At 53.4% G+C, this 12437-nt stretch carries 11 protein-coding genes; 7 read left to right on the forward strand and 4 right to left on the reverse strand.

What is annotated here, in order from left to right; all coding sequences use genetic code 11:
- Nucleotides 1-215: 215 nt before the first annotated feature.
- A complete protein-coding gene (locus tag CTZ24_RS02545) occupies nucleotides 216-2468 on the forward strand; it encodes a TonB-dependent siderophore receptor (RefSeq protein ID WP_021185731.1) in 2253 nt (750 codons plus the stop codon).
- Here CTZ24_RS02545 and pmrB read toward each other — a convergent pair.
- The 3 genes from pmrB to dacB are packed head-to-tail and all read right to left on the reverse strand — an operon-like array spanning nucleotide 2465 to nucleotide 5615.
- Nucleotides 2465-3523 (reverse strand): two-component system sensor histidine kinase PmrB, encoded by a 1059-nt coding sequence (gene pmrB / locus CTZ24_RS02550; RefSeq protein WP_021185732.1) that lies wholly within the window; start codon nucleotides 3521-3523, stop codon nucleotides 2465-2467. The genes CTZ24_RS02545 and pmrB overlap by 4 nt on opposite strands.
- The gene (gene pmrA, locus CTZ24_RS02555; protein ID WP_021185733.1) at nucleotides 3520-4182 is read right to left on the reverse strand and encodes a two-component system response regulator PmrA; all 663 of its coding nucleotides are present in this window, start codon (nucleotides 4180-4182) and stop codon (nucleotides 3520-3522) included. The genes pmrB and pmrA overlap by 4 nt, the downstream gene beginning before the upstream one ends.
- Nucleotides 4182-5615, reverse strand: coding sequence for a serine-type D-Ala-D-Ala carboxypeptidase (gene dacB, locus CTZ24_RS02560; protein ID WP_036627468.1), 1434 nt, complete (start codon nucleotides 5613-5615; stop codon nucleotides 4182-4184). The genes pmrA and dacB overlap by 1 nt, the downstream gene beginning before the upstream one ends.
- Before the next feature lie 246 nt (nucleotides 5616-5861).
- On the opposite strand from dacB, the gene greA reads away from it, so the two are divergent.
- Nucleotides 5862-6338, forward strand: a complete 477-nt coding sequence (greA, locus tag CTZ24_RS02565; RefSeq protein ID WP_013507692.1) for a transcription elongation factor GreA — start codon at nucleotides 5862-5864, stop codon at nucleotides 6336-6338.
- A 107-nt stretch (nucleotides 6339-6445) separates the two neighbouring features.
- Here greA and yhbY read toward each other — a convergent pair whose 3' ends face one another.
- Nucleotides 6446-6742 (reverse strand): ribosome assembly RNA-binding protein YhbY, encoded by a 297-nt coding sequence (gene yhbY, locus CTZ24_RS02570; RefSeq protein ID WP_021185735.1) that lies wholly within the window; start codon nucleotides 6740-6742, stop codon nucleotides 6446-6448.
- 126 nt (nucleotides 6743-6868) lie between these two features.
- On the opposite strand from yhbY, the gene rlmE reads away from it, so the two are divergent.
- The 5 genes from rlmE (at nucleotide 6869) to secG (ending at nucleotide 12412) form a co-directional block, all read left to right on the forward strand.
- On the forward strand, nucleotides 6869-7498 hold the full coding sequence (rlmE, locus tag CTZ24_RS02575; protein ID WP_013507694.1) for a 23S rRNA (uridine(2552)-2'-O)-methyltransferase RlmE: 630 nt from the start codon (nucleotides 6869-6871) through the stop codon (nucleotides 7496-7498).
- Nucleotides 7499-7672: 174 nt separating this feature from the next.
- Entirely contained in the window at nucleotides 7673-9601 is a 1929-nt protein-coding gene (ftsH, locus tag CTZ24_RS02580; protein WP_036627470.1) for an ATP-dependent zinc metalloprotease FtsH, read from the forward strand.
- 85 nt (nucleotides 9602-9686) lie between these two features.
- Nucleotides 9687-10520: a dihydropteroate synthase gene (gene folP / locus CTZ24_RS02585; RefSeq protein WP_208724702.1), complete on the forward strand. Its 834-nt coding sequence runs from the start codon at nucleotides 9687-9689 to the stop codon at nucleotides 10518-10520.
- Between the two features lie 6 nt (nucleotides 10521-10526).
- Nucleotides 10527-11861: a phosphoglucosamine mutase gene (glmM, locus tag CTZ24_RS02590; protein WP_021185738.1), complete on the forward strand. Its 1335-nt coding sequence runs from the start codon at nucleotides 10527-10529 to the stop codon at nucleotides 11859-11861.
- A gap of 218 nt (nucleotides 11862-12079) precedes the next feature.
- Nucleotides 12080-12412, forward strand: a complete 333-nt coding sequence (gene secG, locus CTZ24_RS02595; protein ID WP_013507698.1) for a preprotein translocase subunit SecG — start codon at nucleotides 12080-12082, stop codon at nucleotides 12410-12412.
- The last annotated feature ends 25 nt before the right edge of the window (nucleotides 12413-12437 follow it).

The following is a 12437-nucleotide window of genomic DNA, read 5'->3' on the forward strand; positions in this document are numbered from 1 at the left end:
CAAAGGTTATAAATAATACTATTGATAATTATTTGCATTTGCAATAGTGTGTTTCCGCTCATAAATGAGCACGCTCGTTCCGCCTGTCAACTTTCCCATTAAGGAAAGGATGCGCAACGGATAGCACTGCCAGGCTTGGAACGGGGTTTTGATAAGGACTGTGACCTTCTCACCGGCTCGCCAGCCACCTTTGCTGGCAATCCAGGAACGAAAAAATGACAAAATATTCGCGTTTATCATTAGCCATTCTGATTGAACTGGGCCTACTTTCCAGCAGCGCCTGGGCAGCAGATACCTCCAGTAGTACGACTACCAGCACAGACGCCAGTTCACATGATGGCGGCACCATGATGGTGACCGCCGAGCAACAGACGCTACAGGCTCCCGGTGTTTCCACCATCACCGCTGATGAAATCAAAAAGCATCCGCCAGCCCGTGACGTCTCTGAAATCATTCGAACCATGCCGGGTGTTAACCTGACCGGTAACTCCACCAGCGGCCAGCGTGGCAACAATCGCCAGATCGATATTCGTGGCATGGGGCCAGAAAACACCCTGATTATGGTTGATGGTATGCCGATCACCAGCCGTAACTCGGTGCGACTCGGCTGGCGTGGCGAGCGTGATACCCGTGGCGATACCAACTGGGTGCCACCCGAGTTGATCGACCATATCGACGTGATCCGTGGACCGGCAGCGGTGCGCTACGGTAACGGCGCGGCGGGCGGTGTGGTGAACATCATCACCAAAAAATACACCGATCAGCAGTGGCACGGTTCCTGGAATACCTATTTCAACGTACCGCAGCATAAAGATGAAGGCGCAACCAAACGCACCAACTTCAGTCTGCAAGGGCCGCTGGGCGATGATTTCAACTTCCGTTTATATGGCGGTTTAGCCAAAACTCAGGCTGATGCTTACGATATCAACGAAGGCCATGCGGCAGATCGTACCGGGACTTACGCGGGCAGCTATCCGGCGGGACGCGAAGGTTCAGTCAATAAAGATATCAATGCCTTATTAAGCTGGGCGTTTGCGCCGATGCAGACCCTGGAACTTCAGGCGGGTTATAGCCGTCAGGGCAACCTGTATGCCGGTGATACCCAGAACACCAACACCAGCACGCTGGTGAAAAGCCTGTACGGTGACGAAACTAACCGCCTGTATCGTCAGAACGTCTCGCTGAAGTGGACCGGTGCCTGGGATAATGGCGTCAGCACCAATACCTGGGGACGCTACGAGAAAACCCGTAATACCCGCATTAATGAAGGCCTGGCAGGCGGCACCGAGGGGATCTTCTCCAACAGTGGTTTTAACACCATTCAGTTGGATGACATCATGCTGCACAGTGAAATCAGCATCCCGTTTGAATGGTTGATCAACCAGACGGCGACCCTGGGCACTGAATGGAACCAGCAGCGTATGAAGGATCCGTCTTCAACCACGCAGGCGGCCAACTACGGTAGCGTGCCGGGTATCTCCAATACCGGACGTAGTCCTTACTCACAGGCTGAAATCTTCTCGTTGTTTGCTGAAGACAATATGGAAGTCACGGACAGCACCATGCTGACCCCAAGCCTGCGCTTCGACCATCATTCGATTGTTGGCAACAACTGGAGCCCATCACTGAACCTGTCGCAAGGTCTGGGTGATGATTTCACGTTGAAGATGGGGATTGGCCGTGCTTATAAGGCACCAAGCCTGTATCAGACCAACCCGAACTATCTGTTGTACAGCAACGGCCAGGGTTGTGCTGACGCCTCCAGCGCCTGTTATCTGCAAGGTAACAAAGACCTGAAAGCGGAAAACAGCATCAACAAAGAGATTGGTCTGGAGTGGAAACACGAGGGTTATCAGGCCGGTTTGACCTGGTTCCGTAACGATTATCGCAACAAAATTGAAGCGGGTATGGTGTCAACCGGTACCGCTTCCAACGGCACCACTAACATCTACAAATGGGAGAACGTGCCAAAAGCGGTGGTTGAAGGGCTGGAAGGAACGGTTAACATTCCTTTCTCCGATACGGTGACCTGGAATAACAACTTCACCTACATGTTGCAGAGTAAGAACAAAACTACGGGCGACCGTTTGTCGATTATTCCGCAATATACCCTGAACTCGACACTGAGTTGGCAGGCAATGGAAGATCTGTCACTGCAAACCACCTTTACCTGGTATGGTAAGCAGGTGCCGAAGAAGTATGACTATCATGGCGATCCGGTTACCGGCAGCGCCACCGATCAGGTTAGCCCTTACTCCATCCTCGGCATGAGCGGTACTTATGATGTGAACAAGTACGTCAGCGTGACAGTAGGTATCGACAACCTGTTCGACAAGCGCCACTGGCGTCAGGGTAATGCCCAGACTACCGGTAACTCAACTACCGGCGCTTACCTGTACGGTGCGGGTGCCAATACCTACAACGATTCAGGCCGCACTTACTACATGAGCCTCAACACCCAGTTCTAATTCAGCAACTGAGGCAAATGGCAGCGGGCAATCAGTCCGCTGCCATCTTTACGGTTCAGTAACTCCAGACGACCACGATGCATCTGCACGATGCGCAGCACGATATTCAAGCCCAGCCCACTGCCGCCATAACGTTGATCGCGCCGCCGAAAGGCTTTGGTTAACTCCTCTGCCGCGCTGGCTTCGATGCCTGGCCCTTGATCCCAGACTTCAACAATCACTTGTTGTTGTTCCTGACGTAACACCACCTTCACTTCACTCCCTTCCGGGCTGTAGCGCGAGGCGTTTTCCAGCAGATTGCGCAGCATCAGGCGCAGCAATACCGCTTCGCCCTGCTGCGCTACGTCGGCACCCTGCGGCCAGTGCAGCTGCTGCTGGCGTTGCTGATAAAGTTCGGCCATCTCGGGCTGGAGCGGTTGCATGATGTCTTGCTGCCAGTGCAGCTGTTGATAATGACCACTGGCCAATGCCTGACCGGCGCGTGACAGCATCAACAACTGTTCGACGGTGTGCATCAGCTGGTCAATACGCGCCACCAACATTTCGCTCTGCGGTACATTCTGTTGTTGCAGTAATTCCAGATGCAGACGTAACCCCGCTAACGGTGTACGCAACTCGTGGGCGGCATCGGCGGTGAATAAGCGCTCCTGCTGAATGGTATGGTCAAGGCGTGACAACAGCTGATTAATGGAGGTGGTCACTGCCACGATCTCTTCCATCTCAGAGTAGATCGGCAAGGGGGACAGGTTATCGGCAGAGCGATGTGCCAGGCTGTTTTGCAGTGACTTCAGTGGGCGGATAATCCAGTTGATTGCCCAGAAGGAGAACAGCAGCGTCAGGCACACCATCACCAGCGAAGGCAGCAGTAACGAGGCTATCGCTTCACGGATTTCATTTTCAACGTGTTCATTGCGCGCTTTGGCGGAGAGGGTTTCACTCACCAGAAAGCCAATCTGCTCCCGGCTTTCGTGCCATAGCCACACGGCGCTCATGATCTGGCAGGTGAGCAGAATCAGCGCCAGCATAATCAGTAACCGCTGACGCATGCTGTTCATTCGCGCACTTCCAGCCGGTAACCCACACCACGGACGGTTTTGATGCGGTCTTTGCCGAGTTTGCGGCGCAGATTATGGATATGGACTTCCAGGGTGTTGGAGCCGGGATCATCATTCCAGCTGTAGAGATCCTGCTGCAAGGTTTCACGGTGCACGTTCTGCCCGACCCGCATCAGCAGGCGCGTCAGCAGCGCGAACTCTTTGGGGGTGATCTCCAGCGGCAGGTTTTCCAGCAACACCTGTTGAGAACTGAGGTTGAGGGTCAAATCGCCCTGCTGAAGCAGGTTGTCGCTGTGCCCCTGATAGCGCCGAATCAATGCGCGTGCCCGGGCCTGTAACTCGACCAGCGCAAAAGGTTTTACCAGATAGTCATCGGCACCGGCATCCAGCCCGTCTACGCGATCTTCCAGCGCATCGCGAGCGGTGAGAATCAATACCGGCACGTTGATGCCGTCACGTCGCCACTGGCGCAACAAGGTTGCGCCGTCACGATCCGGCAGACCGAGATCCAACACGATCAGGCTGTACTGGCCGCTGCGCAGCAAGGCATTGCTCTCTGCGGCGTTGGCGGCACAGTCCACGGCGTAACCCTGAGCGCTCAATGCCTGGGCCAGGCCCGATTGCAGCAGCGCATCATCCTCAACGATTAACAGTTTCATCAGTTGTTCTGGTAAATATCCTTGTAGAGGCGGCTCTCAAAACGTACCAGTGGGATACGTCGCGTCTTCTGATCTTCCGGTGGCACAGCATAACCTGAAAGGTATTGCACAAAGGCGACACGCGCGCCGCTGGCTGTGGTGATAAATCCAGCCAGATTATAGACACCCTGAAGTGAACCGGTTTTGGCCGAGACTTTGCCATCGACACCCGCTTCATGCAGACCACCACGATATTGTAGCGTGCCGTCATAACCCGCAAGCGGTAACATCGAGATATAATTCAGCGTCGAATCATTTTTGGCAATGTATTGCAGCACCTGCATCATGGTATCCGGTGCGATCAAATCATGGCGTGACAGGCCGGAACCGTCTACCTGAATGCTGTTACCGAGATCAATACCGGCTTTTTCGCGCAGGATACGCCGCACCGCGTCAGAACCGGCGCGGAAGGTGCCAGGCACGTTAAAGTAATGATGGCCGATGGTACGGAATACGGTGTCGGCGATCATGTTGTCCGATTTCTTCAGCATGGTGTGCAGCAGATTATGCAGCGGCGCAGATTGTGTTGAGGCCAGCACCGTGCCCGGCGATGTAACCTGCGTCTGGCGTACCAGATGACCGCTGTAATCAATGTCTGCGGCGCGCAGTTCATCGCGCAGAATCTCTCCGGCCCAGGCGGCACCATCCTGAACGGCAAACGCCAGCGGGAGCGGTTCGGCACGTTGACGCATGCAGCCGGTCAGGGTGTAACGATTCAGTTCACCTGGCACCACATCCAGCTCACAATATTGTCCTTCACCGCTGTTGCGGCCCAGGGTGCGTACCTGGCTGAACATGTGAGCCGGATAATAAGAGGCGATGCGCACAAAGGCATTTTCGCCCGGCGTGTTGGCGCTGTAGAGCGAAACGGAGAAACAGTTCTTATCAACAATAGCCGCGCCCGGCGGGGCGCTGAAGCATTGGGTCAGGTCGTTCCACGGCCAACCCGGTGCCATATCATGGCTGGCGAAGACCGAGGTATCGATCACCAGGTTGCCTTTAATATGGGTGATACCCTGCTTTTTCAGTGCGGCAACCATGTTGCGCAGATCCTGACGGCTGAGCGTCGGATCACCGGCAAAGCGCGCCACCAAATCGCCATTCAACGTACCATCGCTAACGGCGCCTTTGGTTTCCAGCGTGGTCTGAAAACGGAAGTCGGGTCCGAGCTCCAGCAACGCCGCCAGCGCGGTGACCACTTTCATGGTACTGGCGGGCAGCGCCATCTGTTTGCCATGAAAGTCGATTATCGGGGTTGATGCGCCCACTTTTTGTACCATCAGCGCCAGGTTTGCGCCGTCTGGCAAATACTGCATGTATTCTTCAACGGGGGCTGCTTGTGCCTGCAGCATAAACGCACAGGTTAGTCCGGTAACAAGTCGTGAAAATCGCATAATCTCGCGGTAACTGACGGGTGAAGGCGACAATACTACGTCCCCGGACGGTGCAAAGTAAACGATGACCCACAGGGAACTCTGGGGTAAAATACGTATCAAAATGCAAAACCGATCCTGACCCGGAACGCTTTCCGGGTCAGGATTCTTTTGCTTGTGAAATGAGGTAACGCGCCGCAGAAGCTGTTTTCTGCTGTCACCTGTCAGGATGACGCCGTTAACCAGGAAAGATGACGAGGAGCTAAAATGAATCAGATTCCGATGACGTTGAAAGGCGCTGAGAAGCTGCGCGAAGAGCTGAACGAACTGAAAACCGTTAAGCGCCCGCGCATCATCGCCTCAATTGCCGAAGCCCGTGAGCACGGCGATTTGAAAGAGAATGCCGAATATCATGCCGCCCGCGAAGAACAGGGTTTCTGCGAGGGTCGTATTCAGGAGATCGAAGCTAAGCTCTCCAATGCGCAAGTGATTGATGTGACTCAGATGCCGAAAACCGGCCGCGTCATTTTTGGTGCGACCGTGCAGGTGCTGAACCTTGATACCGACGAAGAATCCACCTACCGCATCGTGGGGGATGATGAAGCCGATTTTAAACAAAATCTGATTTCGGTGAACTCGCCAATGGCGCGTGGTCTGGTCGGAAAAGAGGCGGATGACGTCGCCATCATCAAAACCCCGGGTGGCGATGTGGAATATGAGATCCTGAAGGTGGAATACCTTTAAGATATTGCTACGCTTTGAAATGCATTGCTGCATATTGTAAAGAAAGGAAAAAGGCCGCATAGCGGCCTTTTATCCCATGCAGGAGCATGGCACTTTCTTTGCCCGCCTTATGAGCGAGGCAGAGAAATTTTGCTCTCTTTTGCAGGGCGATACAGCACCAGCGTTTTGCCGATGACCTGTACGTTGCAAGCTTTCGTTTCGCGAATGATTGCGTCAACGATCAACAGTTTGGTTTCACGATCTTCCGAGGCAATTTTTACCTTGATTAATTCGTGATGTTCCAGCGCCTGTTCGATCTCGGCGAGCACGCCTTCAGTCAGGCCATTTCCGCCCAGCATAACAACGGGTTTCAATGGATGGGCAAGACCTTTCAGGTGCTGTTTTTGTTTGGTACTCAGATTCATCGTATTTTTTTGCTTACTTAGGGATTGAAAACGGTTCATTCTACCGCCATCTCGGGTATATCGCCAAATCAACGCAACCGATGCGTGCTGATTTATCGCTACGATGACGATTTAACTGGAAAAATTATGACGGGTAAAAAGCGTTCGGCCAGTTCCAGTCGCTGGCTTCAGGAACACTTTAGCGATAAATATGTGCAACAGGCACAGAAAAAAGGGTTGCGTTCGCGCGCCTGGTTTAAACTTGAGGAAATACAGCAGGGTGACAAGCTTTTCAAACCCGGTATGACAGTGGTAGATCTGGGAGCTGCACCCGGTGGCTGGTCGCAATATGTGGTACAACTGATTGGCTCTTCTGGCCGTATTATTGCGTGTGACCTGCTGCCCATGGACCCGATTGTTGGGGTCGATTTTCTGCAAGGCGATTTTCGTGACGAAGCCGTGCTGAAGACGCTTCTGGAACGTGTTGGTGACGAAAAAGTGCAGGTTGTCATGTCGGACATGGCTCCGAACATGAGTGGTACACCGGCGGTTGATATTCCACGTTCCATGTATTTGGTAGAGTTAGCGTTGGAAATGTGTCGGGATATCCTGGCACCAGGCGGCAGTTTTGTAGTGAAAGTGTTTCAGGGAGATGGCTTCGATGAATACCTGCGGGAAATTCGCTCCCTGTTTACGAAAGTGAAAATTCGTAAGCCGGATGCTTCGCGTTCACGTTCGCGCGAAGTGTACATTGTGGCGACAGGGCGCAAACTATAACCTGATTGACAGGAATCAAAGCAAGGCGACCAATGCGTTTACACCGATGAGTATTCTGACTTTCAGGGTAAACAAGCAAAATCATCAGCGCCGCGATTCCAGGTATGAAGGATATATAGTACCCTACGCTGTCTGTTAACACCGTTGTAATATGAGGTTAATCCCTTGAGTGACATGGCGAAAAACCTGATTCTCTGGCTAGTCATCGCGGTTGTGCTGATGTCAGTATTCCAGAGCTTTGGGCCCAGCGAGTCGAATGGCCGTAGGGTTGATTATTCAACCTTCCTGTCGGAAGTGAACCAGGATCAGGTCCGCGAGGCACGTATTAACGGGCGTGAGATTAACGTTACCAAAAAAGACAGTAATAAATACACGACCTATATTCCTGTCAACGATCCCAAGTTACTCGATAACCTGTTGACCAAAAACGTCAAAGTGGTTGGCGAACCGCCGGAAGAGCCGAGCCTGCTGGCTTCGATCTTCATCTCCTGGTTCCCGATGCTGCTGCTGATTGGCGTGTGGATCTTCTTTATGCGTCAGATGCAAGGTGGCGGCGGGAAGGGCGCGATGTCCTTCGGCAAGAGCAAGGCCCGCATGCTGACCGAAGATCAGATCAAAACCACTTTTGCGGATGTGGCCGGTTGTGATGAGGCCAAAGAGGAAGTGGGTGAGCTGGTCGAATATCTGCGTGAACCGAGTCGCTTCCAGAAACTGGGCGGTAAAATCCCGAAAGGCGTACTGATGGTTGGTCCGCCGGGTACGGGTAAAACGCTGCTGGCAAAAGCGATTGCCGGTGAAGCCAAAGTGCCTTTCTTTACCATTTCCGGTTCTGACTTCGTTGAAATGTTCGTCGGTGTGGGTGCATCTCGTGTGCGCGACATGTTCGAACAGGCGAAAAAAGCCGCACCTTGCATCATCTTTATCGATGAGATCGATGCAGTGGGTCGCCAGCGTGGCGCAGGTTTAGGCGGTGGTCACGATGAACGTGAACAAACGCTGAACCAGATGCTGGTTGAAATGGACGGCTTTGAAGGCAACGAAGGTATTATCGTTATCGCGGCTACTAACCGTCCTGACGTGCTGGACCCGGCGCTGCTGCGTCCTGGCCGTTTCGACCGTCAGGTGGTGGTCGGTCTGCCAGACGTGCGTGGCCGTGAGCAGATTCTGAAAGTGCATATGCGTCGCGTGCCGCTGGCAACCGATATTGATGCTGCCATCATCGCGCGTGGTACGCCGGGCTTCTCCGGTGCTGACCTGGCGAACCTGGTCAACGAAGCTGCATTGTTTGCTGCCCGCTCCAATAAGCGTGTGGTATCGATGGTTGAATTCGAGAAAGCGAAAGACAAAATCATGATGGGTGCGGAACGTCGCTCTATGGTGATGACGGAAGCGCAGAAAGAATCGACTGCCTATCACGAAGCGGGGCACGCGATTATTGGTCGCCTGGTGCCGGAACACGATCCGGTACATAAAGTGACGATTATTCCGCGCGGTCGTGCATTGGGTGTGACCTTCTTCCTGCCGGAAGGCGATGCGATCAGCGCCAGTCGTCAAAAACTGGAAAGCCAGATCTCTACGTTGTACGGTGGCCGTCTGGCTGAAGAGATTATCTACGGTGTGGAACACGTATCGACGGGTGCATCAAACGACATCAAAGTTGCCACTAATCTGGCGCGTAACATGGTGACCCAATGGGGCTTCTCAGAAAAACTCGGTCCACTGCTGTATGCAGAGGAAGAGGGAGAAGTGTTCCTCGGACGTTCTGTGGCGAAAGCCAAGCATATGTCTGATGAAACGGCGCGTATTATCGACCAGGAAGTTAAACACCTGATCGACAGCAACTACCAACGCGCACGCCGTATCCTGGGTGAAAACATGGATATTCTTCACGCGATGAAAGACGCGCTGATGAAGTATGAAACCATTGATGCACCGCAGATTGATGACCTGATGGCACGCCGTGAAGTGCGTCCACCTGCTGGCTGGGAAGATCCAGGCAGCAACTCTTCTGACAACAACGGTACGCCGAAGGCGCCACGTCCGGTTGATGAACCGCGTACGCCGAACCCAGGCAACACCATGTCAGAACAGCTCGACAAATAAGAGGCGCAAACCTCGACAAAAACCCCGGCCGGTCCGGGGTTTTTTACATCCCGCAGTTCCGTAATTCCTCAAGGAGGCTCTCGCCATGAAGTTGTACGCCCGTGATACCCATCTCGATCTCTCGTTTCCCCATGTGATGGGCATTTTGAATGTCACGCCGGACTCCTTCTCCGATGGCGGTAAGCACAATTCATTGGTGGATGCGCTGACGCACACCAATGAGATGGTCAATGCCGGGGCAACCATTATTGATGTTGGTGGTGAATCGACCCGTCCGGGAGCCGATGAGGTGAGCGTTGAGGAGGAGCTGGAGCGGGTTATCCCGGTGGTGGAAGCCATCGCCCAGCGTTTTGAGGTATGGATTTCTGTCGATACTTCAAAGGCTGAAGTGATCCGTGAATCTGCGCGAGTGGGTGCTCACATCATTAATGACATTCGCTCATTATCTGAACCCGGTGCGTTGCAGGCTGCGGCTGATACCGGATTGCCGGTGTGCCTGATGCATATGCAAGGTGAGCCGCGCACCATGCAGCAAGCACCCCAGTATCAAAACATCGTCAGTGAAGTGGACGCTTACTTCACAGAACAGATTACGCGTTGTGTCGACGCCGGTATTAAAAAAGAGAATCTGCTACTCGACCCCGGCTTTGGTTTCGGTAAGAATCTCAGCCACAACTATGAGCTACTGGCTGAACTGAGCCATTTTCATCATTTCGGTTTGCCGTTACTGGTGGGGATGTCGCGTAAATCAATGATTGGTCAGTTGCTGAATGTCGGCCCGGCGCAGCGCCTGACCGGCAGCCTGACGTGTGCGGTCATTGCCGCCATGCAAGGCGCGCACATTATTCGCGTGCATGACGTGAAAGAAACTGTTGAAGCGATGCGTGTGGTTGAAGCGACACGCAGAGCAAAAGGATAAAAAGGCATGAGTGATCGTAAATATTTCGGTACGGATGGGATTCGCGGCAAAGTGGGGGAAGCGCCAATTACCCCGGATTTCGTTCTGAAGCTGGGTTGGGCGGCAGGAAAAGTGCTGGCCCGTCACGGTTCTAAGAAAGTGTTGATTGGGAAAGATACGCGTATTTCGGGCTACATGCTGGAATCGGCTCTGGAAGCCGGGCTGGCAGCGGCGGGCCTGTCTGCGGCGTTTACCGGTCCGATGCCGACGCCGGCGATTGCTTATCTGACACGCACTTTCCGCGCCGAAGCTGGCATTGTGATTTCTGCTTCACATAACCCGTTCGACGATAACGGCATCAAATTTTTCTCTGCTGAAGGCACCAAATTGCCAGATGAAGTGGAAGAAGCGATCGAACTGGAGATGGAAAAACCGATCACTTGTGTTGAGTCTGCTGAGCTGGGACGTGCCAGCCGCATTGTCGATGCTGCCGGGCGCTACATCGAGTTTTGCAAAGGCACCTTCCCCAGTGAACTGAGCCTGAATGGCTTAAAAATCGTGGTGGATTGCGCGAACGGGGCGACCTATCACATTGCGCCAAACGTGCTGCGTGAACTGGGGGCTACGGTGATTGCCATCGCGACTCAACCGGATGGTATGAACATCAATAAAAATTGCGGCGCAACCGATTTGAAAATGTTGCAGCAACGCGTGCTGGAAGAGAAGGCAGATATTGGCCTGGCTTACGATGGCGACGGCGACCGCATCATGATGGTTGACCATTTAGGCGCGAAGGTTGATGGTGACCAGATCCTCTACATCATTGCGCGAGAAGGTTTACGTCAGGGCCAACTGCGCGGTGGCGTAGTAGGGACGCTGATGAGTAACATGGGCCTCGAACTGGCGCTGAAGCAGCTTGGTATCCCGTTTGTGCGTGCCAAAGTTGGCGACCGCTACGTGCTGGAGAAAATGCAGGAGAAGGGCTGGCGTCTGGGGGCGGAAAACTCCGGCCATGTCATCCTGCTGGACAAAACCACCACTGGCGACGGCATCGTTGCAAGTTTGCAAGTACTTACTGCAATGGTGCAAAACCACATGAGCCTGCATGACCTGTGTAGCGGCATGAAGATGTTGCCCCAGGTGTTGGTCAATGTTCGCTTCAGCGGCAACAACGATCCTTTACAAAGTGATGCCGTCAAAGCGGCCAGCGCAGAAGTGGAAAAAACGCTGGCGGGTCGTGGTCGCGTGCTGTTACGTAAATCCGGCACTGAGCCACTGATTCGGGTGATGGTGGAAGGTGAAGATGAAGCGCAGGTGACCGCGCTGGCGCACAAAATTGCCGATGCGGTGAAGGCGGTTTAAGTGCCTTTCAGGCGGTAAGATTTTTCTCTTTCCGCCTGTAAAATCACCATGATGGCGCTTTTTTCCGCAATTGATGAGGTTCGTGAAAATTGCGCTTGCAGAGCAATGTGCCTTTGGTTAGTATTCACACCCGCTTCTGATGGGTGATGACGAGACTCCCCATCGATACTGGTTGAAGCTTTAACTGTGCGGTTTACGCGCAAGGAAACAGGTTGATTATGTACGAAGCTCTTTTAGTTGTTTTCCTTATTGTGGCGCTGGGCCTTGTTGGTCTGATCATGCTGCAACAAGGTAAAGGCGCTGATATGGGAGCATCATTTGGTGCAGGCGCTTCTGCGACGCTGTTCGGTTCTACCGGGTCTGGTAACTTTATGACTCGCATGACCGCAGTGCTGGCGACGCTGTTCTTCATCATCAGCCTGATTCTGGGTAACCTGAACACGAATAAAACTTCCAAAGGAAGCGAGTGGGAAAATCTGACTGCGCCGGCTAAATCTGAACAGACTCAGCCAGCCAAACCGGCAACCCCGGGTAACGATATCCCGCAGTAAGATCGTCAGCTTGCAGTGCGACATA

Source organism: Pantoea phytobeneficialis (assembly GCF_009728735.1).
Lineage (GTDB): Bacteria > Pseudomonadota > Gammaproteobacteria > Enterobacterales > Enterobacteriaceae > Pantoea > Pantoea phytobeneficialis.